Consider the following 20,612-nt stretch of genomic DNA (forward strand, 5'->3'; position numbering starts at 1 on the left):
AAATTTATCTGTATATTAAAGGGTTATCTACTATGTCTATTCTTAACATCCGTTCATTTTGGGCAAAATTATCTACACTTGTGGTTCTGTTTGTCGGTATGTCTTGTCAACAGGCTTTAGCTCATGCACATTTGAAAGATCAGGCTCCTGCAGAAAATACGATTATTGAAGCCGCGCCACAATCCATAAAACTCAGTTTTTCAGAACGCATTGAGCTTGGATTTAGCAAGGTAAAATTGATTGGCCCAGAAAAAACAGCAGTCAAAACAGGTAAATTGGAACTTGATCCTGAAACCAAGACTGAATTAATCCTACCCGTTGAAGGTAAACTTGCTGCGGGTGAGTATAGTGTCGATTGGAGTGTTCTCTCTGTCGATGGTCATAAAACAAAAGGTACTTATCGCTTTACTGTAAAATAATGATCTCTCTAGAGGCGTTATACCTATTTTGTCGCTTCTCTCATTTTGTCATTGCCATGTTAATGTTTGGCCTTAATTTATTCATTGTAATGCTTGCTTCTGGTCATTTTTCGACGCTAATGAGAGAACGATTGAATGTGGGAGTTTCAATCAGCACCGTGCTGGCTTTAATAACCTCAATCGTTTGGTTTATTACACAGGTTGGGTTAATGGGGGATGGTTGGCACGATGTTTATGAGCCAGATATCTGGCTGGCTGTATTGGAAACTGTTTTTGGGCAAGTGTGGAAATGGCAGCTATTGATTGCGGCGCTTGCTGCCTGCGGATTGTTTCTTTCTCACACTCAGGCCAGATATTTCCTGTTGTTGGGGTGTTCGGTCATTTTGCTGTCCAGCCATGCCTTCATAGGCCATGCAGCGATGTATGAAGGAAAGATCAGGCTATTATTTCAGGCTAATCAGATTCTTCATTTATTGAGTGCTGGTTATTGGTTTGGCGGGCTATGGCCATTTTTACTATGTCTGCAATTCTTGCGTTTGGAAAAAGCATCAGAAGTAAATATACACAGTAATCACGTTCACACAGGAAAGGCAGATAGTTGTGGAAATATTACTGTTGACCTATATGCGGAAAGTATAGCGGCAATGAGGCAGTTCTCTTTTTTCGGGCATTTTGCCGTTGCTCTGGTGATTGTGACTGGAATTGTGAGTACTGTTATCTTGCTCCCGGGTTGGCCCACTTTTAGTCGTACTCTTTCCGAATATCAATCCATGTTATGGTTGAAAATAGTTTTAGTCATTGGCATGGTGCTTTTGGCACTGATTAATCGTTATATTTTAGTACCAAATTTAAGACAGAAAAGGTGTTATCAGTTGTTGATAATCAACAGCTGGTTGGAAATCATTCTCGGAGCTTCTGCATTATTATGTGTCGCGATTTTTGCAACTCAACCTCCTGCATGATTTTTGAATGATTGGTGCAAATCAAGGTATATAATCAGATGAATTGGCGATAAAATCCGATTATGTGTCTATCAGGGAAATAATTAATGAAACGACTATTTTTGACTTTGCCTTTTTTGCTTCTCTCTTTTCAGAGCGTTGCTGCACCGATACAAACTATTAGTAAGTTACAATTTGGGAAACAATGGGCATTTACCCGTGAAGAAGTTATGCTTGATTGTCGTTCGGATGGAGCGTTGTTTGTGATAAATCCAAGCACACTGATGCAGTATCCTTTGAATGATCGAGCAACACAACTTATGAAACTTAATAAAGTCATTGCAACTTCATTAGATACGATCCTCTTAGATGATCTTGAATATCCCAATCAAAAGATGAACATCGAGCCATTCCAGAAAGCAGCATCGGCGCTATGCGATCATTCCGGCGATAAAAAATAATACACTTAAGGCAAAAAAATACCTAGTTTACTCGCCAATAAAGAGCAAAATTTGGTAAATCATGGCATGTCAACTATTCTTTAAGTGGTAAGTTGTTCTACGTCTCAATGGCAACTTTTTAGTGCAGGGCTCTTTAACAGAGCCATTTTCCCTAGGCTGAGTAGCGGAGTATACTCGGCCTTTTTTTATTTATTATGAGGAACGAAGACTTTTGCTCTCTTTTTAAGAAATAATTTCATTAAATTATATGTACAATGAGCATGAGGGGATAAAACAGTTGTTCAGAATGGGCGTAAGGTGTTTCATAATAAGACTATGAGCAAGGGCACGAATCTGACTGCAATTCAGAGTAATTTTTGATATAGGCTGTGATATACCCCTAAATTTTACAAGTGAATACTGGTAAAAATAATTAAAGAAAATTTAAATTCAGGGAAACAGGCGGCATTTTGGAAAGATGTAAGCCATGATAAGCAATCTTTTCAGAAATGTTTTGTTAAGTATGGCAAAAACATTTAATTGTAAATAAATTGTAATTTTATTGTTAATGCATTATCTGTTACATAGGGGCGTATGGATAAAAATGAATTTTATCAAGAGATAGCGGATAGCTTGATAGCACTATTATCAGGCGAATATGATTTTATCGCTTCTCTTGCCAACACAAGTGCATTGTTATATGAACGTTTGGATAATGTTAATTGGGTTGGATTTTATTTAGTAGATAATGATACCCTTGTCTTAGGGCCATTTCAGGGTAAGATCGCCTGTACTCGCATTTCTGTAGGAAAAGGTGTGTGCGGAACCGCTGTTGCAAATAACAGCATCCAGCGTATTTCTAATGTACATACTTTTCCTGGTCATATAGCTTGTGATTCCGCCAGTAATGCTGAGATTGTCCTTCCTTTGGAAATCAATGGACAAATTATTGGAGTCTTGGATATCGATAGCACGGTTTTTGACCGGTTTGACGAAAATGACGAAAATGGCTTGAAGGCGCTTGTTATCAGGCTTTGTGAACATGTTGAGCAGTGCGTTGTGTCAAAGTATCTACAACAGAATGTAACTTAATATACGTATGACGTGGCATTTATCAGCAACGCTATTATAATGTCGCCTGTTCATGCCTGCGCTGGTTGGCAAAACCGTTGTAATCAGGAAATTTCATGGAAAATCAACCTAAGTTGAACAGTAGTAAAGAAGTCATTGCTTTCTTGGCTGAGCGTTTCCCGCTCTGCTTTGCAGCAGAGGGTGAAGCCCGTCCTTTGAAGATCGGGATCTTTCAGGATATCGTTGAACGTATTCAGGGTGAAGAGTGTTTAAGTAAAACACAACTTCGTTCTGCTTTGCGTTTGTATACTTCTAGTTGGCGTTACCTCTATGGTGTTAAAGAGGGAGCTCAGCGTGTTGACCTTGATGGGAATGCGTGTGGAGAGTTGGAAGTTGAGCATGTTGAACATGCGCGTCAGCAATTGGCAGAAGCAAAAGCGCGTGTACAAGCTCAGCGAGCTGAACAGCGTGCCAAGAAACGTGAAACTGAAAACGTATCTGACAAGAAAAGTGAACGCCCAGTGAATAAAAAGCCGGCTCCTCGCCGTCAATCATCAGGTGATGGTGAAAAACGTTCACCTCGTTCACAAAACCGTCTGCAACAATCACGTAAGCCAACAGATAAAACCACAAAGAAAATTGCACAACCTGAGTTAACATCAGTTACAGATGTATCCTCTTTAAAAATCGGCCAGACCATCAAAGTCAATGTCGGAAAAAGTTTAATGGATGCTGCTGTGCTTGAAATTGCAAAAGATGGTGTAAGAGTGCAGTTACCTACTGGCTTGGCAATGATTGTACGCGCAGAACACTTAAAGTTCTGATACGGAGGCCAACTCGGGCATGAACAAACTCATTAATTTGGCTTTCGTTTTAGGTTTATTATTTTTTGGTACAGGGTATGCGGATACTATCAATAGCAATGTTGCTAGCAATGGCAACACAACTAGTGGTAGTGCCATTAATGATCATAATTCCGCAGTTATCCGTCTGAATCAGTTGCCAGATTTAAAGCCGGAGCCACAATATGTTACTGTGAGTAAACGGATTGTTTCCCGTTTTCTGCATTCTCATTATCGTCAATTTTATATAGATGCAGATTTTTCAGGGAAAGTATTTGATCGCTACCTGAACTTACTAGACTATAGCCACAATGTTTTTTTGGCATCAGATGTCGCACAGTTTGCGGATCAAAAGAGTGCTTTAGGAAAAGCTCTTGCTAATGGTGATCTAAAACTTTCTTATGCACTGTTTAACTTGATGCAACAGCGTCGCTTTGAACGCTATCAGTATGTACTCTCTCATTTGGATCAGCCTATTGATTTAGAGGGTCATGATACGATTGAAACAGAACGTTCGAAAGCGCTGTGGCCAACGAGTGTTGAAGAATTAGATAAGCTTTGGAATGCCAAGATTAAATTTGATTGGATAAATTTAAAATTATCTGGAAAAAATGACAAAGAAATCAAAGAAACACTGGCCAAACGCTATCGAACTTTGCTGAAACGTCTTACGCAAACCAATAGCGAGGATGTATTTCAAGCTATCATGATGTCTTTTGCTCGTGAAATAGATCCTCATACCAGTTATCTCTCTGCTCGTGATACAGAACAATTTAATTCAGAGATGAGCCTTTCTCTTGAAGGCATCGGTGCTGTTTTACAATACGAAGATGAATATATCGCTATCCGTTCATTGGTTGCAGGAGGCCCGGCAGCCAAGAGTAACTTGCTAAAAGATGGAGATAAAATCATTGGTGTTGGGCAGTTAGGCAAGCCTATTGTCGATGTTGTCGGATGGCGTCTTGAGGATGTTGTTGCTCTGATCAAAGGCCCGAAAGGGAGTAAAGTCCGCCTTGAAATCGCGCCAATCACGAAAGGGGCAAAAAATCATATTGTCACCTTAACCCGTGAAAATGTTCGTCTTGAAGACAATGCAGTCAAGATGTCAGTGAAAACGGTTGGCAAGGAAAAAATCGGTATCCTTGATATACCGAGTTTCTATGTTGGTCTGACTAATGATGTAAAAGTACAATTGCAGAAACTCACTAAGCAAGGCATTTCCGCGCTTGTGATTGATTTGCGTAGTAATGGTGGTGGAGCGTTAACAGAAGCAGTATCGTTATCAGGCTTGTTTATTTCTACTGGTCCTATTGTTCAGATCCGGGATAATACCGGCAAAATTGCAGAAGAGTCAGATACGGATGAGGCCATATATTATAAAGGCCCTTTGCTCGTTTTAGTTGACAATAGAAGTGCTTCCGCCTCTGAAATTTTTGCGGCCGCGATGCAAGATTATGGACGAGGATTAATTGTAGGGGAGCCGACTTTTGGTAAAGGAACCGTGCAACAACACCGTTCTCTGGATCGCATCTATGATCTTATGTTACAACCTGATTGGCCAAAAACAGGTTCAGTACAATATACTGTGCAAAAGTTTTATCGGATAAATGGTGGCAGTACTCAGCTTAAAGGTGTGACACCAGATATCATTATGCCGACAGGGGAAGACTCTGAGGATAGAGGTGAAAGCCAGGAAGACAACGCATTGCCATGGGATAGTATCCGGCCTGTACCTTATACTTCATTAAAGATTATTTCAGAGCTAACACCGCTATTAACTAAACTCCATAACCAACGTATCGCCAATGACCCTGAGTTTAAACATATCAAACAGGATATTGCTTACTACAAAGTTATGAAGGCTCGTAATGGTGTTTATTCTCTGAATTATGCTCAAAGAGAGAAAGAAAATAAGGAATACGAGACAATTAGATTGGATCGAATTAATGAGCGTTTTAAGCAGGATGGCAAAAAACTGCTCAAATCACTTGATGATTTGCCAAAAGATTACAAAGGGCCAGATCCTTATTTAGATGAATCAGTAAAAATTGCACTAGATTTAGCGCATCAGCCTGTTGAAAAGACTGTAACGAAGTAGTTTTACAAGTTCGTTATAGATAAAAGGCCGGCTTAATAGCTGGCTTTTTTGCTATATTATAAAGTTATGTTGATTCTATCTCCTAATATTTTAGAAAACTTGAATAATATGGGGTAAGCCCCCACCTTATGGCTTAACTTTTAGTTGAACTGTTTGATAATTAAAGGAAGTAAACTTATATGATGAGAATAGCCTTATTCCTTCTCACTAACCTAGCTGTCATGGTGGTGTTTGGGATAATACTTTCACTTACAGGAGTTCAGCGGAGTAGTGTTGCTGGCCTCATGATTATGGCCGGTTTGTTTGGTTTTGGTGGTGCATTCATCTCGTTATTAATGTCTAAGTGGCTGGCCTTGCGTTCTGTTGGCGGTCAACTTATTGAAAAACCAGCTAATGAAACTGAAGCTTGGTTGATGGAAACGGTACGTCGTCAATCTGATCAGGTTGGGATTACTATGCCGCAAGTTGCTATCTATGATGCTCTGGATATCAACGCATTTGCGACGGGAGCACGTCGTAATGCATCTCTGGTTGCCGTTAGTACGGGCTTGCTGAACAATATGAGTCGTGATGAAGCCGAAGCGGTAATTGCACATGAGATTAGCCATATCGCCAATGGTGATATGGTAACGATGACTTTGCTACAGGGTATTGTAAATACATTCGTTATCTTTATTTCACGTATCATTGCACAGGCCGCTTCAAGCTTTCTTTCAAGCAATGATGATGAAAGTGAAAGCAGCAGTAACGGTAATCCAATCGTTTATATGGTGCTTTCCATGGTATTGGAAATCGTATTTGGTATCTTGGCAAGTATTATTACCATGTGGTTTTCCCGTTACCGCGAGTTTCATGCAGATGCAGGTTCAGCAAAATTGGTTGGTCGTGAAAAGATGATTGCTGCATTGCAGCGTCTTAAAACCAGCTATGAGCCTCAGGAAGGGGGTAGCATGATGGCATTCTGCATTAATGGTAAGCCTAAGAGTTTCAGCGAATTGTTCTTATCCCATCCGCCATTGGATAAGCGTATTGAAGCTCTGCGTAGCGGTGAATATATAAAATAATGCAGTAAGCCCCTTTGGGGAGCTGTATTAATTTATAGTGGGTTGTATTAATTATAAGCCGGGGAGCATAATGACTTCCCGGCTTTTTTGATCACATCTTTAAAGGAATTTTCTACTGAAGCATTGATATGGATAACGGGGGCTATCTGAAAAGACTAGGATTGCATCACCCCCATATCTTAATCTTGTTCAAATATTTCTTTATTGGTTTCGCCCATCAATTGACTGGTAATAGTACCAGCAGCCATTGCTCCGTTGACGTTTAATGCAGTACGACCCATATCAATAAGTGGTTCAACAGAAATCAGCAGAGCAACCAAGGTGACAGGTAAGCCCATGGCAGGCAAAACAATGAGTGCCGCAAATGTTGCTCCGCCACCAACACCGGCAACGCCAGCAGAGCTTATAGTCACAATTCCAATGAGAGTAGCAATCCACAAAGGGTCGAAGGGATCAATGCCTACGCTTGGTGCAACCATCACTGCCAGCATGGCTGGATAAATACCAGCACAACCATTTTGGCCAATCGTCGCACCGAAAGAAGCAGAAAAACTGGCGATGGATTCAGGTACACCTAAACGGCGAGTTTGTGTTTCAACATTCATAGGGATACTTGCGGCACTTGAACGGCTGGTAAATGCAAATGTCAGCACAGGGTTTGCTTTTTTAAAGAATTTTAGCGGGTTAATACCAGTAAACGCCAGAAGTCCGCCATGTACTACAAACATCAAACCCAATGCGATATAGGAAGCAACAACAAAGTTACCTAATTGGGTAATATCATGAATATTGGAGCTGGCAACAACTTTTATCATTAAAGCCATCACGCCATATGGTGTTAGGCTCATAACCAAACGAACTAATTTCATTGCCCATGCTTGCATAGTATCAATGGTAACGAGTACTCGCTCACCTTGTTCATGGTTATCTTTAAGCATTTGCAATGCAGCAATACCTAAAAATGTCGCAAAAATCACAACGCTGATAATAGAGGTCGGGTGTGCTCCTGTTAGATCAGCAAAAGGGTTTTTAGGGATAAAAGAAAGGATGATTTGTGGCACGCTCATATCTGCCACTTTACCAACATAATTGGTTTCAATAGCAGATAAACGAGCTGTCTCTTGAGTACCTTGAATTAGCCCTGCTGCGCTTAATCCAAACAAATTGGCAATTAGAATTCCAATCAAAGCGGAAATGGCTGTAGTGAGTAATAATGTGCCAATTGTCAGAAAACTAATTTTTCCTAAAGACGAAGCTTTATGTAAACGTGCTACTGCGCTCAGAATAGAAGCGAAAACCAATGGCATGATAACCATTTGCAGTAATTGCACATAACCATTGCCGACGATATTGAACCATTTGATGGATTTTTTCACTGTAGCATTGTTTGCACCATAAATGATGTTCAATGCCAGCCCGAAAACAACACCTACGATTAGAGCTATCACAACTTTTTTGGACAAGCTCCATTTATCTGAACTCGTTTTTGCTAATAAAATAATCAACGCTACAAAAACGAGCACGTTGATGACAAGTGGTAAATTCATCCCTAGCCTCCAAGAACTTGTATACCCTGATTTTTCAAGTTGCAACTTTATTGTCTGCATTGCAACTTACAATTTATTGGGTATCGCTATATTTATATGATTTTTCTGTATGGTATGTAATCGCGTTAGGTGATGACAGGTATATCCTTTATCTTTCAATCTGTTGTCTTGTTAGCTGTGCTGCGACTTGAAATCTATCGGATACATACCATGAAATGTGTAAGAGAGAATGGTATCAGCATAAGAATCTGCTTGCTTATAATTAAATTGAATTAAATATAATTATTTGTCATCAATTAGTTTAATTGGTTATATAGATTAATCTGTCTTAGCCTTATTTCTATACAGGCATTGTAATTAAACGAGATAGTCTGATGAATCATAAGTATTGATCGCAAGGTAATACGCAGTAATTAGAAATATTATTTATGTTTCTTCAATAACCCCTACTTTTACATAGGGGATGATTTATTAAATACAATTCAAATCAGCTGCTTGTAGAGATGCTGTAATTTCTCGATTGGTAGCTTATCAAAGTAGTGAATGAATGAAAAATCGAGGTGCTGTGGGAGAAGAATAGCGATGACCACTACTAAAACAGCAATAAATCGTTCTGCTTTTTTATGCTCCTTTCCTCTGAGAATAGGAATACAAAAACGTATTCTCAGAGGCCATAAAAGTGGAATTCCGGCAGGAGTAAGCATATCAGCAATCAAATGGCTGATATAACCCACAATCATTGCATGGAAAAAATCAGTTGGAATAGGCCAATCAGAAGGCATTTCAGTCTGGAATAAAGTAACACCTACAATTAACGCCAATAGACTATGTGTAAATCCACGATGTCCGCATAGCCGAGAAATAGGAATGGATATAAAACGGAACAATCTACCCAAAGTAGAGCTTGGATGATCAATATCAGGTAATAGTGAAGCCAGAAGTACGCCAGGAAGCATATGTAGCCAATCTCCCTGTGCTATTTCTGGAGTAATTTCTAGCTGGTGAGCCAATACAAGGCTGGCAACTGAAAAGAGAAGATGCCCTTCTGCTGTCATAACGATTTATATTAATTATTGCGCTAATTGCTGTCTATACATACAGTGGCAGTATAGAGGGTTTTGCATAAGGATGATAGGGGGTAAATAAGAAAAATCTTTTATTTATTAATGCATGTCCAATTGATTTTGAGCTGAACTGGTGCAGAAAGTGAATAAATCTATATTAATATTATGGGTTAATTCTAGGCTAGTCTGTATTCTGTGAGCAAAGAAAGAAATATTTTTTAGAAAAAGTAAGATCATTACGCTATAAATGAGGTTAAAGTAAGCGCCTTATGAGTTATTTTTGAATAAAAATAGAGTGATTTATGCCAATGGGGAATGTTAATGACGTATCAACAAGCTAGATATGTTGCTATCGCAAAACGGATCTTGGGCTGGATTATTTTTGTACCAGCTTTCTTGTCAACTTTTGTTTCGGTAATCAAGCTAGCATGGCAACATGGTGTTCAAGGTGATGGCGTTAATGCAGTATTGAATGATTTTATCAAGATGATGGCAGAAATGATTAAATTCAATACATCATTTTTGGATTTTTTTTGGAAATACTCTCCAGCGCCTGATCGTATAATTGGTATTGCAGGAGGGAGCGTCAGTTTTTTTGTCATCTATCTTTTAATGTTTGTAGGTTTGGCGATGAGTGCATCTGGTTTAAGAATGTACAATCAATTTAAATTCATCAAAGAGCATATTGAAGATCAAATGCTCCTTGAGAATGCTAAAGAAAACGGAATGACTAAGGAACAATTGGAAGCTAAAATCAAATTTCCACGTCATTCTTTATTCACCCAAATTTTTCCTCTTTACATATCACCTGTTATTATCGGTGCAATTGCTTATTTTTTATCAAAATTACTGGGCTGGTAATAAAATATAATAGCTGCGTAAGGTGAGTCCACGCGGCTTTTTACAGTAATGAGTTACTCAATGAGAAATCATTTGTCAGGATAGTATTTTTCAATGTTTTTTATCTAAAAATTAGCCATATTTCTTAAGGAGATTAATTTTATTAAGTTAATTTAATCAACCCATAGTTAAATAACTCTCTTTTCTACCCTTTAAGTTTATTCCACTCGTATTGTTGTATTGAGTTTATTGAGCTCAATAATCAATCTGTTAATTTTATCTTTATAGGGATATTTAGTTAAGATTTGGTAATGGTTTTGCTTATTTTTAAATGCCATATTAATAAATTTTTATCATGATTGTTCGTGCAAGATCTTATCAATCATATTTTGTGCTGAGGTAAAATTATCCTCACCAAAAATATTACATCGATTTAGTAAATAATAGAGTTGGTAAATAGGTTGGCGCTCAATAAAGTCATGTGGCAATGGCCAGATACTTTGGTAACCATCAAAAATCTGTAAGGGAAGGTCTGGATAAAGTGGCAACATGGCGAGGTCACATTCGCGATCTCCCCAATAGCATGCAGGGTCAAACGTTACAGTAAGATCGTTATTTAAGGATGCGCAGTTTGTGGGCCAGAGATCGCCATGCAGCAGGGAAGGTTGAGGTTGATGGTTGTGTAATTTATCACTGATTATCTGGACAATTTGACTGATATCTCCAAATATCATTCCCTGATCAGCAGCAAGCTGTAATTGCCAACCGATGCGTTTTTCTGCATAAAATTGATTCCAGCGTTTCTGCCACCCATTAGGTTGTATGGTGGTTGCAAGCATGTTATCAAAATCAAAACCAAATTTCGGTTGTTCGCTCCATTGGTGCAGTTCTGCAAGGTGTTGACCAAAACGATATGCACTATGGGCACTAAATGATTTTATGGGTAAAAATTCCAACAAAAGGAAACTATGATCTCGACTATGCCCTACACCGTAAACTTCGGGAACCGAGATTGTTTTGCTGCGAGCCAGTAATTCCAATTGCTCTGCTTCAGCTTTAAAAACTGGCAGCATTTCTTTCACGTTGGATTTGACAAAAATAGACTGGTTGCCATATTCAATATACCAAGAGCGGTGAATATCGCCCCCTGTTAGTTCCGTTTTATCGTGAATTTCAGCTTCACCAAAATATTCACTTAATAGACGGTTCACAGTTTGCCACATGATTCACCTCATTAAGTTGACAATTGGTATGGTCATATTACAGCCAGATGTAGCATTTGAACAGGTTAAAATAGTTTTTTTAATAGAAATTAATAGCGCCATATCTAAAATTTGACATGGCACTCTGTTTCGTTAATTTTATTTTTCCGTAATTGGCAATGTATTCGTGAGCGTTTTTTCGAACGACTTTTTGCGTGCTTTCTGGTGAGCCAATTTAATTTGGTTATGAGTAAGTGCAATGGTGAAAAAAATGGCTTGAATGATGACGATACAAGGCCCAGTCTCACCATCAATATGGAAGCTGACTATTGTACCGAGTACGCAGGATGATACTGAAGCGACCATAGCAACAATAAGCATGCGGTCGAAACTCCGGCAGAGAATAAAAGCAATAATGCCGGGTGAAATCAACATGGCAATAACAAGAATAATACCGACTGCTTGTAGTGAGGCGACAATTGTTAAGGCCAACAGAGATAATAAGCCGTAATGAAGAAGCTTTACTGGCAGGCCAATAACTCTTGCCTGATTGGGATCAAAACAGTAGAGCATAAAATCTTTTCGCTTCAGCAACACAATTGCTAGAGTGGCGCCTGCAATACACAGCGTTTGGATCAGTTCATTTTGAGTAATACCAAGTATGCTGCCAAATAGAATGTGTGTGAGATGTTGATCCGTATCTATACGGGTAAACAGAACCAGACCCAATGCAAACATACCAGAGAAGACAATTCCCATGACAGTGTCTTCTTTGATTCTACTGTGTTCTTTCAGATATCCGGTAGCAAATGCACAAAATATACCAGAAAGGAAAGCACCTACTGCCAGCGGTATACCGGTTACAAAAGCTATCACAAGCCCGGGTAGGACAGCATGGGAAATAGCATCGCCCATCAATGACCACCCCTTTAAGACGAGATAACAGGACAGAATTGCACAGACTGTGCCTACTATAATGGCGGTAAAGATAGCTCGTTGCATAAAATCATGCATGAAAGGCTCAATGAGCCATTCAATAAATGTATTTATCATGATTGCCCCTCTTGAGTTAATGCCAGAGATTCCTTTCTCGCTCGTCTGCGGGAGGCTAACATGCCATGTTTGGGAGCAAAGAAGAAAGCGAGTAAGAAGATCACAGTTTGCATTGTGACAATCACACCGCCTGTAGCACCATTGAGGAAGTAACTCAAATATGCCCCAACACCACTTGTGAGTGAACCGATAGTGACAGCAATGATTAGCAGGTGCTTAAACCTATCAGTCAATAGATAGGCGGTTGCACCTGGAGTCACTACCATCGCGATAACTAGAATGGCACCCACCGTTTGTAAGGCGGCAACGGTGCAAGCACTTAATAAAGTGAAGAAAATAATTTTTAATCGTAATGGTGATAAGCCTATAGAAAGAGCATGGGTTTCATCAAAGAAAACAACCAATAAATCTTTCCAAAGCAACATCAGTATGATAAATGACACTGTGATAATAATTTCGACTTGTAAAACGTCCTCATCAGCAATTCCCAATATATTACCCAGAATAATAGTTTGTACATTCACGGACGTCGGATTTAAAGAGACGATGAGTAATCCAACAGCAAAAAAAGTAGAGAATATAAATCCTATCACCGCATCTTCACGCAGCCGCGTAATATGACGCACCAGTGTCATCGACAATGCTGCGAGCATTCCGGTAAAAAAAGCCCCTCCGGCATAAGGTAGCCCGAGAGCGTATGCACCTGCTACACCCGGTACAACCGAGTGAGAGAGAGCATCTCCCATCAATGACCAACCTTTCAACATCAAATAAGCAGATAAAAAAGCACAAACAGCACCGACAATGGCACTTACCCACATGGCTTTTACCATATAGTTGTAACTGAATGGTTGTAGCAGCAGCTCCATCATGGTTGTTTTTCCTTTTGTTTTGGACTTTGTCGTGGTGGAACATGATGGTTATGCCCATAAAAGACGGCGGCACGCTCATCATCAGTAATGACGGTCAGTGAACGTGGATCATCATCATTATGTAGTTCAGAGCCGGAAAGATTAATATGGCGTAAAACGCCACCGAAGGTAATTTCCAGATTTTTTTGGGTAAAAGTGGATTCAGTGCGACCACTAGCTAATACAGTACGGTTGATTAAAATAACATGGTCACAAAATTCAGGCACACTGCCGAGGTTATGTGTTGATACCAACACTAAATGCCCCTCATCACGCAAATCACGAAGCAAATCGATAATGGCATTCTCTGTTTTAACGTCTACACCAGTAAAAGGTTCATCTAATAGTAAAACTTTCCCCTCTTGAGCCAGTGCACGGGCTAAAAATGTTCTTTTTTTCTGGCCACCAGAAAGTTCACCAATTTGGCGATCACGTAATTCAGTTAAGCCAACGCGCTCAAGTGCATCATCGACTATTTCATGGTCACGTTTGCTAGGTCGGCGTAAGAATCCCATTTTTCCATAACGTCCCATCATTACGACATCGGAAACCAACACTGGGAAATTCCAGTCTACATCTTCTGTTTGAGGAACATATGCGATTATGTTTTGTTTTAATGCAGTTTTAATAGATTGCGTGTTAAGGGTGATTTTCCCTTGAGAAGGTGTGACTAATCCCATGATGGTTTTAAATAATGTAGATTTCCCACTGCCATTCATACCGACTAACGCACAGATTGTACCGCCAGTAATATCAAAACTAGCGTCATAAATAGCAGTATGTCCATTGTTATAAGTGACAGTAGCTTTATCAACAATTAGGTGAGGTTGCTCAAATAATGGCTGACGATTTGATGATGTGCGATTCATTGATTAAATCCTTTTGCGATAGTATCTACGGTAGTGTCAAGCAGGTCAATGTAGGTAGGTACAGGACCTTTTGGAGCTGAGAGAGAGTCTACATAAAGCACTCCGCCGTAACGCGCCCCGGTTTCTTTACTAACTTGTTTTGCTGGTTTGTCTGAAACTGTACTTTCGCTGAAGACGACTGGGATCTTATTTATCCTGATTGTATCAATGACTTGACGAACTTGCTGAGGAGAACCCTGTTCTTCAGCATTAATCGGCCATAAATAGACTTCTTTGAAGTCATAATATTGCGTGAGATAGCTAAAGGCTCCTTCACTGGTTACCAACCAGCGTTGTTCTTTGGGAATACGGGATAGCCTTTCTCTGAGAGGGATGTCCAATTGAGCTATCTTTTCTGCATAGATTTTGGCATTTCGGTTATACACGTCGGCATTTTTGGGATCGTATTTGACGAGAGATTTACGTATATTTTCAATATAAATCAACGCATTTTGGGGTGACATCCAAGCGTGGGGATTGGGGTTTTGATTGTAGGGGCCTTCACGAATTGGCAAAGGAGTAATACCTTCAGTAATGACAGCTACAGGTATTTCTTTCATGTTTTCAAAAAAACGTTCAAACCAACGTTCAAGATTTAAGCCATTCCATAAAATGAGATCTGCACGCTGTGCTTTAATAATATCTTTTGGTGTTGGTTGGTAATCGTGAATTTCTGCACCGGGTTTTGTGATGGATTCAACAATGGCAGCATCTCCAGCGATATTCTGAGCCATATCTTGAATAATAGTAAATGTCGTAACAATTCTGAATTTTTTATCTGCATGAGCTTGCTGAGAGAATAAAGTCATTGTTAATAATGCAATGATCATACTGGATATCGGAAAAACAGAAAGAGAGCGTTTTTTGTTCATCATGGCAAACCTTACTCGTTATATATATCATTATTGATAATGATTATCAGTATCGTTTATGTAAAGTCAAGGTGATATCGAATCAAATTAGTGATATATCCTTAATTTTCAAAGTCGCAGCTTCGTTTGCCGTGCTCATTTATCCCACGAACAGAATCATTTATACTTCTTTGAATTTACTTTCTTACCATCCTGTTACAAATTAAAATTTTTGGGGTATAGATTTGGCAGCTCCCCTTAACTTTTTGTCGCATTGCATGATGGCAATAAACACGATGCGAGCAAAAAACAAGTCCCCTGTCTAGAGGTAGATGAAAAATGGATTAATTTATTTTAATTCGCGATAGCCAAATATTTTTGGCTTATCAGCAAAATTATATATGATTTATAGGAATAAACTTAATCTTGGAGAAAGTAACGTGAAATTAACATTTAGTTTCATTGTGTTGGCATTGTTATTGACGGGATGTACAGGCAAAAAAATACATCAATCTGATGTCAAAAGGCAAGTAATGGCAAAAAATATGCTTGATAAAAATAATGTTGCTTTTGGTTCTCGTAGGTCTACAAATCTATCTGGATCAACTCTGTTTGATGGTTTTATTGAACAAGCGGCAAAACGCTATGGTGTCGATGAAACGCTTATCAAAGCAATTATTCAGGTGGAATCTGGTTTTCGTCCAGAAGTCGTCAGTAAATCTAATGCGGTTGGGCTGATGCAAATTAAAGCGTCCACGGCGGGGCGGGATGCTTACAGAATAAAAGGAAAATTAGGGCAGCCAACGATACATGAATTGAAAGATCCTGAAACCAACATTGATCTTGGGACTGCTTATATCAGTATCTTGAAAAAACAACATTTAGAAGGCATCGTTAATCCAGAAACACTGTATTATGCAACGATAGTTGCTTATGTGAATGGTGCAGGAGCATTGTTACGAACGTTTGATTCAAACCGGGCTTTAGCCATTAATAAAATCAATCGAATGACGGCAAATGAGTTTTATCAATATGTTCAGAACAACCATCCTGCACCACAGGCTCCACGTTATTTATGGAAAGTGAAAAATGCTTATCATTCTTTAGCCATTATTGACTAACTGAAAATTACATAGTGACTGATGTTTATATTTTCTATAAATATCCAAAATTATCACTGTATTTACAGATTTTTCTTATATTGTTTTTCGAAAAATTGTTTGCTGAGCGTAAAGCTGTCACTTCTTAATTTTCTTAACTTATTAGGCCAGAGAGGATTGATTGGTACGTAGTAGTGGGCATTTTTGGCTTGCTGAACAAAATAACAAAATTCTTCGTAATTTTTAATAACAAATATGATTTCAAATTCCTCTATTTTTTCTGGTAGTAAAAATAGAGCGGGAAAATTATCATATATATTGCTTGTAGGATTGCCAGAATCAGCACTGTGATGAACAAGATTTGGTTTATTTAATGCGATTTTTTGGTTTATTCCTTCAATTATTTTTTCAATGCGATTAGATATGTTACCTAAATTGGGATCTTCTTTGCTATTAAATTCTTCTTTGTTAAGGAGATTTTTTGCATTTTTTTCTCTGTAATGGCTACGTTGTTGTATATAATTCTCATATGTTACTTCAGGATTTTTTATAATGTCGGCGTTGCCATAGAGAGAGAGCTTAGGAGCAATTAAGAAAAGATCATAATCTGCAGTTAAAGGTTTACCTGTCTTAGTAGACGATAAAACTTCTATTGGTTTTTTGTTATGATAAATTGTATAATCCTCTTTTTCGTCAGGTATTGCTTGAAAATTAAAATGGTACTTATCTTGTGTAGTATAAGTATTATTTTCTGTTCTCTTATATATACCTCTATTAACTCTATCTTGAAATAGTTGTTTTTCTAATTTCAAAGGAATTGCATAGGCATTTCTATTTCTGATACATTCTTTTATTTTCTTATTAGACTCTTGAATTTTATTTGAACCTTGAACCTTGAACCTTGAACCTTGAACCTTGAACCTTACTATATTTCTGCTCTACAGGAATGAACCCAGCTTGTGGTCCCCATGATGAGCTTTTTCCTTTAATATGAAATGATTTTGTTGGATAGCCTGCAGCAATCCAGTCTCCTGCAACATTTTCTACGGAACGAAAACCAATAATACATTGTTGTTCCGAAGAATATTTTTGTAATTCTACAAGATGATTGGGCTGAATACCTCCTATTTTGTATTTTAGTTGTTTAACTAGTTCTTCAGGAGTTTTTTGATTGTATCTAGACGGCATAATTATAGTCTTATATTTGCTGTATTTTTAAAAGAGTAAATTAACAAACTAAATGGATGTTGCGTACATCCTTGAGTTTTCCCTATTTGAATCATATAGAGAATATACAACTCTGTTTTATCATATTGCAAGTTTATAAAGTTCATATATTTTTATATGTTAAACAAAGAGTGCACATTGGCTTGTTTAATGATTTTTTAATAAATATTAAATATTAAATATTCTGTTATCTTGTTGCGATAACATAAGAAAAAATTAATTACATGGATATGCTATGAAGAAATTAAATTCCGGAATAATTTTGGGAGTAATGGAGTTTAGCTCTATGACTGATGAATGTATTGATAATAAAAACTAGTATATTTGTACTAAATAGAAATCTAATAGTCATGGTGATGAAGCTATCACTTCCTATTGATTCCAATGCTATTCTTATTTCACCATATCTGAAATTTGCGATAATGGTGATGTTGAAGCAAAAGAGCTTACGACGGATGGTAATGCTTAAGTATCTGCCAAGTTAATTGGCCTTGTCATAGAATTTTTCTGGTCTAAAATAACCCTTCTGTTCCTTAAAGATTTTTATAAGCACATTTGGAGTTTTTATGAAAAGGATATTGGTAATTTCTTTATTTTTTTCAATCAATGGCACTTATTATGCGAATGCAAGACTCATGAAGAAAAACGTTGTACGTTATACATTAAGTTAAACTCTGATAGTTCAGTTCAATCAGTGTCAGAGTATTCAGTAGCAAAACAACAGCCTAAACAAAAAAACATTGAAACCAGTGACAAGGTACTTTGTGAATACGTTAAAACGACTGTTACACTTGCCAAAATACCGGAATTTCCTGATGGTATACATTTCAAAAATATAATTCTTGATTTCACACCAGAATAATTATCAAGCAATTGATGAGGCTGATTTAATGTCAAGATGAACTATTTTAACACCCACTCTGTGTGATAGTATGTGGGGTGAGTTAGGACAAATGTACCGGATCCTTCTGAAATTGTGTCCTTAAATGCGTACACATCTTGCGGAGTGAAGCAAGAATTTGTTTCTAACGTGCTGACTAATAATTAATTTGATTTAATGCAAGTGATCTTTCGTATGGGTCACCACTGTAGATAAGGATTTTAAATGCCTGTAATTACTCTTCCTGACGGTAGTCAACGTCAATTTGAACATGCTGTTTCCGTAATGGATGTCGCGCGCGATATCGGAGCAGGCTTGGCAAAAGCGTGCATTGCCGGTCGTATTAATGGTGAATTGGTTGATGCTTGTGAATTAATTGAAACCGATTCTAATCTTGCGATTATCACGAGCAAGAATGAAGAGGGTTTGGAAATCATCCGCCATTCATGCGCACATTTGCTTGGTCATGCAATCAAGCAATTGTGGCCCGGTACGAAAATGGCTATCGGTCCTGTAATTGACAATGGTTTCTATTACGATGTTGATTTGGATCGTTCTTTGACGCAGGAAGATATCGAGCTGCTTGAGAAGCGCATGTTGGAACTTGCCAAAAAAGATTATGACGTCATTAAGAAAACAGTCAGTTGGCAGGAAGCCCGTGACACATTTGCGGCTCGTGGCGAAGAATATAAAATTCAAATTTTGGATGAAAACATTAGCCATGATGATCGTCCTGGCCTGTACTACCATGAAGAATACGTTGATATGTGCCGTGGGCCGCATGTACCTAACATGCATTTCTGCCACCACTTCAAACTGCAAAAAATTGCAGGCGCGTACTGGCGCGGTAATAGCGACAATAAAATGTTGCAGCGTATTTATGGCACTGCATGGGCAGATAAAAAACAGCTGAATGCTTATTTGCAACGCTTGGAAGAAGCGGCTAAGCGGGATCACCGTAAACTCGGTAAACAGTTAGATCTATATCATATGCAGGAAGAAGCACCAGGTATGGTATTCTGGCATAATGATGGCTGGACGGTTTTCCGTGAACTGGAAACATTTGCCCGTGTTAAATTGAAAGAGTACCAATATCAAGAAGTAAAAGGTCCATTCATGATGGATCGTATCTTGTGGGAAAAAACCGGGCACTGGGAAAACTACAGAGAAGATATGTTTACAACATCATCGGAAAACCGCGAATATTGCGTGAAGCCGATGAACTGCCCAGGACATATCCAGATTTTTAATCAGGGCTTGAAATCTTACCGTGACTTGCCATTGCGTATGGCCGAATTTGGCAGTTGTCACCGTAATGAACCATCCGGCGCTCTGCATGGTTTGATGCGTGTACGTGGCTTCACTCAGGATGATGCGCATATCTTCTGTACAGAAGAGCAGATCAACCAAGAAGTCAGTAGTTGTATCCAAATGATTTATGATGTGTACAATACCTTTGGTTTTGAGAAAATAGTGGTTAAACTGTCGACTCGCCCAGAAAAACGTATTGGCACTGACAAACAGTGGGATACAGCGGAAGCAGACCTTGCTAAGGCACTGACCCAAAATGGTATCGAATTTGAATACCAACCGGGTGAAGGCGCATTTTATGGCCCTAAAATTGAATTTACTCTATATGATTGTTTGGATCGAGCGTGGCAATGTGGTACTGTGCAGCTCGATTTTTCACTGCCAGCACGTTTGAGTGCGTCATATGTGGGTGAAAATAACGAACGTAAGGTTCCTGTAATGATTCACCGTGCCGTTCTTGGCTCTCTGGAACGGTTTGTCGGCATCCTGACGGAAGAGTATGCTGGGTTTTTCCCAACATGGTTGGCACCTCAGCAGGTCGTTGTCATGAATATTACCGATGCTCAGGCAAATTATGTACAGGAATTGGTTAAAAAACTTCAAGATGTAGGCATTCGTGCAAAAGCAGACTTGAGAAACGAGAAGATTGGTTTTAAAATTCGCGAACACACTTTGCGTCGAGTACCTTACATGCTTGTTTGTGGCGATAAAGAAGTCGAATCAGGAAAAATTTCTGTTCGTACTCGCCGAGGCAAGGATTTAGGTAGCATTGATGTCAGCGAGTTTACAGAAAAACTGCTGACAGAAATACGCAGTCGCAATCTTCACCAATTGGAGGAATAA

At 38.7% G+C, this 20,612-nt stretch carries 19 protein-coding genes; 10 read left to right on the forward strand and 9 right to left on the reverse strand.

The window, feature by feature from the left end; translation table 11 throughout:
- The first annotated feature begins 32 nt into the window (after positions 1–32).
- From copC to htpX, 7 genes are all read left to right on the forward strand, one after another.
- On the forward strand, positions 33–419 hold the full coding sequence (copC, locus tag Xhom_RS20000) for a copper homeostasis periplasmic binding protein CopC (protein ID WP_069316086.1): 387 nt from the start codon (positions 33–35) through the stop codon (positions 417–419).
- Complete coding sequence (copD, locus tag Xhom_RS20005; RefSeq protein ID WP_069316085.1) at positions 419–1,381, forward strand: copper homeostasis membrane protein CopD; 963 nt, start codon at positions 419–421, stop codon at positions 1,379–1,381. The genes copC and copD overlap by 1 nt, the downstream gene beginning before the upstream one ends.
- An 86-nt stretch (positions 1,382–1,467) precedes the next feature.
- Positions 1,468–1,821, forward strand: a complete 354-nt coding sequence (locus Xhom_RS20010; protein ID WP_069316084.1) for a YebY family protein — start codon at positions 1,468–1,470, stop codon at positions 1,819–1,821.
- A 573-nt stretch (positions 1,822–2,394) separates the two neighbouring features.
- Positions 2,395–2,892: a GAF domain-containing protein gene (locus tag Xhom_RS20015; RefSeq protein WP_069316083.1), complete on the forward strand. Its 498-nt coding sequence runs from the start codon at positions 2,395–2,397 to the stop codon at positions 2,890–2,892.
- A 95-nt stretch (positions 2,893–2,987) separates the two neighbouring features.
- Positions 2,988–3,695: an RNA chaperone ProQ gene (proQ, locus tag Xhom_RS20020; protein WP_069316082.1), complete on the forward strand. Its 708-nt coding sequence runs from the start codon at positions 2,988–2,990 to the stop codon at positions 3,693–3,695.
- A gap of 19 nt (positions 3,696–3,714) precedes the next feature.
- Complete coding sequence (gene prc / locus Xhom_RS20025) at positions 3,715–5,811, forward strand: carboxy terminal-processing peptidase (protein ID WP_069316081.1); 2,097 nt, start codon at positions 3,715–3,717, stop codon at positions 5,809–5,811.
- 179 nt (positions 5,812–5,990) lie between these two features.
- Positions 5,991–6,875, forward strand: a complete 885-nt coding sequence (gene htpX, locus Xhom_RS20030) for a protease HtpX (protein ID WP_069316080.1) — start codon at positions 5,991–5,993, stop codon at positions 6,873–6,875.
- 179 nt (positions 6,876–7,054) lie between these two features.
- Here htpX and Xhom_RS20035 read toward each other — a convergent pair whose 3' ends face one another.
- On the reverse strand, positions 7,055–8,422 hold the full coding sequence (locus tag Xhom_RS20035; RefSeq protein ID WP_069316079.1) for an L-cystine transporter: 1,368 nt from the start codon (positions 8,420–8,422) through the stop codon (positions 7,055–7,057).
- Between the two features lie 482 nt (positions 8,423–8,904).
- A complete protein-coding gene (locus Xhom_RS20040) occupies positions 8,905–9,477 on the reverse strand; it encodes a metal-dependent hydrolase (RefSeq protein ID WP_069316078.1) in 573 nt (190 codons plus the stop codon).
- A gap of 330 nt (positions 9,478–9,807) precedes the next feature.
- Between Xhom_RS20040 and Xhom_RS20045 the strand changes: the two genes are divergently transcribed.
- Positions 9,808–10,347 carry a YniB family protein gene (locus tag Xhom_RS20045; protein WP_069316077.1) on the forward strand — a complete coding sequence of 180 codons (540 nt, stop codon included), beginning with the start codon at positions 9,808–9,810 and terminating at the stop codon, positions 10,345–10,347.
- Between the two features lie 332 nt (positions 10,348–10,679).
- On the opposite strand, the gene Xhom_RS20050 is transcribed toward Xhom_RS20045, so the two are convergent.
- From Xhom_RS20050 to Xhom_RS20070, 5 genes are all read right to left on the reverse strand, one after another.
- Positions 10,680–11,549 carry a fructosamine kinase family protein gene (locus tag Xhom_RS20050; RefSeq protein WP_069316076.1) on the reverse strand — a complete coding sequence of 290 codons (870 nt, stop codon included), beginning with the start codon at positions 11,547–11,549 and terminating at the stop codon, positions 10,680–10,682.
- Positions 11,550–11,687: 138 nt separating this feature from the next.
- A complete protein-coding gene (locus Xhom_RS20055) occupies positions 11,688–12,581 on the reverse strand; it encodes a metal ABC transporter permease (RefSeq protein ID WP_069316075.1) in 894 nt (297 codons plus the stop codon).
- Entirely contained in the window at positions 12,578–13,453 is an 876-nt protein-coding gene (locus Xhom_RS20060; protein ID WP_069316074.1) for a metal ABC transporter permease, read from the reverse strand. The genes Xhom_RS20055 and Xhom_RS20060 overlap by 4 nt, the downstream gene beginning before the upstream one ends.
- Positions 13,450–14,361 (reverse strand): manganese/iron ABC transporter ATP-binding protein, encoded by a 912-nt coding sequence (locus Xhom_RS20065; protein ID WP_069316073.1) that lies wholly within the window; start codon positions 14,359–14,361, stop codon positions 13,450–13,452. Before Xhom_RS20065 ends, Xhom_RS20060 begins: the two co-directional genes overlap by 4 nt.
- The gene (locus Xhom_RS20070; RefSeq protein ID WP_232326358.1) at positions 14,358–15,230 is read right to left on the reverse strand and encodes a metal ABC transporter substrate-binding protein; all 873 of its coding nucleotides are present in this window, start codon (positions 15,228–15,230) and stop codon (positions 14,358–14,360) included. The genes Xhom_RS20065 and Xhom_RS20070 overlap by 4 nt, the downstream gene beginning before the upstream one ends.
- A gap of 461 nt (positions 15,231–15,691) precedes the next feature.
- Here Xhom_RS20070 and Xhom_RS20075 point away from each other — a divergent pair, with 461 nt between their 5' ends.
- A complete protein-coding gene (locus Xhom_RS20075) occupies positions 15,692–16,372 on the forward strand; it encodes a transglycosylase SLT domain-containing protein (protein WP_069316071.1) in 681 nt (226 codons plus the stop codon).
- 62 nt (positions 16,373–16,434) lie between these two features.
- Here the strand turns inward: Xhom_RS20075 and Xhom_RS20080 are convergent, their stop codons facing one another.
- Both Xhom_RS20080 and Xhom_RS20085 read right to left on the reverse strand, forming a co-directional pair.
- The gene (locus Xhom_RS20080; RefSeq protein ID WP_069316070.1) at positions 16,435–17,163 is read right to left on the reverse strand and encodes a hypothetical protein; all 729 of its coding nucleotides are present in this window, start codon (positions 17,161–17,163) and stop codon (positions 16,435–16,437) included.
- 64 nt (positions 17,164–17,227) lie between these two features.
- Positions 17,228–17,539, reverse strand: a complete 312-nt coding sequence (locus Xhom_RS20085) for an anthrax toxin-like adenylyl cyclase domain-containing protein (protein WP_069316069.1) — start codon at positions 17,537–17,539, stop codon at positions 17,228–17,230.
- 1,144 nt (positions 17,540–18,683) lie between these two features.
- Between Xhom_RS20085 and thrS the strand changes: the two genes are divergently transcribed.
- Positions 18,684–20,612: a threonine--tRNA ligase gene (thrS, locus tag Xhom_RS20095; RefSeq protein WP_069316067.1), complete on the forward strand. Its 1,929-nt coding sequence runs from the start codon at positions 18,684–18,686 to the stop codon at positions 20,610–20,612.

Source organism: Xenorhabdus hominickii (assembly GCF_002632725.1).
Lineage (GTDB): Bacteria > Pseudomonadota > Gammaproteobacteria > Enterobacterales > Enterobacteriaceae > Xenorhabdus > Xenorhabdus hominickii.

Bases quoted from the DNA above. Each gene is read 5' to 3' on its own strand.
- copC (WP_069316086.1), top strand. From the start codon at position 33: ATGTCTATTCTTAACATCCGTTCATTTTGGGCAAAATTATCTACACTT.
- copD (WP_069316085.1), top strand. From the start codon at position 419: ATGATCTCTCTAGAGGCGTTATACCTATTTTGTCGCTTCTCTCATTTT.
- Xhom_RS20010 (WP_069316084.1), top strand. From the start codon at position 1,468: ATGAAACGACTATTTTTGACTTTGCCTTTTTTGCTTCTCTCTTTTCAG.
- Xhom_RS20015 (WP_069316083.1), top strand. From the start codon at position 2,395: ATGGATAAAAATGAATTTTATCAAGAGATAGCGGATAGCTTGATAGCA.
- proQ (WP_069316082.1), top strand. From the start codon at position 2,988: ATGGAAAATCAACCTAAGTTGAACAGTAGTAAAGAAGTCATTGCTTTC.
- prc (WP_069316081.1), top strand. From the start codon at position 3,715: ATGAACAAACTCATTAATTTGGCTTTCGTTTTAGGTTTATTATTTTTT.
- htpX (WP_069316080.1), top strand. From the start codon at position 5,991: ATGATGAGAATAGCCTTATTCCTTCTCACTAACCTAGCTGTCATGGTG.
- Xhom_RS20035 (WP_069316079.1), bottom strand. From the start codon at position 8,422: ATGAATTTACCACTTGTCATCAACGTGCTCGTTTTTGTAGCGTTGATT.
- Xhom_RS20040 (WP_069316078.1), bottom strand. From the start codon at position 9,477: ATGACAGCAGAAGGGCATCTTCTCTTTTCAGTTGCCAGCCTTGTATTG.
- Xhom_RS20045 (WP_069316077.1), top strand. From the start codon at position 9,808: ATGACGTATCAACAAGCTAGATATGTTGCTATCGCAAAACGGATCTTG.
- Xhom_RS20050 (WP_069316076.1), bottom strand. From the start codon at position 11,549: ATGTGGCAAACTGTGAACCGTCTATTAAGTGAATATTTTGGTGAAGCT.
- Xhom_RS20055 (WP_069316075.1), bottom strand. From the start codon at position 12,581: ATGATAAATACATTTATTGAATGGCTCATTGAGCCTTTCATGCATGAT.
- Xhom_RS20060 (WP_069316074.1), bottom strand. From the start codon at position 13,453: ATGATGGAGCTGCTGCTACAACCATTCAGTTACAACTATATGGTAAAA.
- Xhom_RS20065 (WP_069316073.1), bottom strand. From the start codon at position 14,361: ATGAATCGCACATCATCAAATCGTCAGCCATTATTTGAGCAACCTCAC.
- Xhom_RS20070 (WP_232326358.1), bottom strand. From the start codon at position 15,230: ATGATCATTGCATTATTAACAATGACTTTATTCTCTCAGCAAGCTCAT.
- Xhom_RS20085 (WP_069316069.1), bottom strand. From the start codon at position 17,539: ATGCCGTCTAGATACAATCAAAAAACTCCTGAAGAACTAGTTAAACAA.
- thrS (WP_069316067.1), top strand. From the start codon at position 18,684: ATGCCTGTAATTACTCTTCCTGACGGTAGTCAACGTCAATTTGAACAT.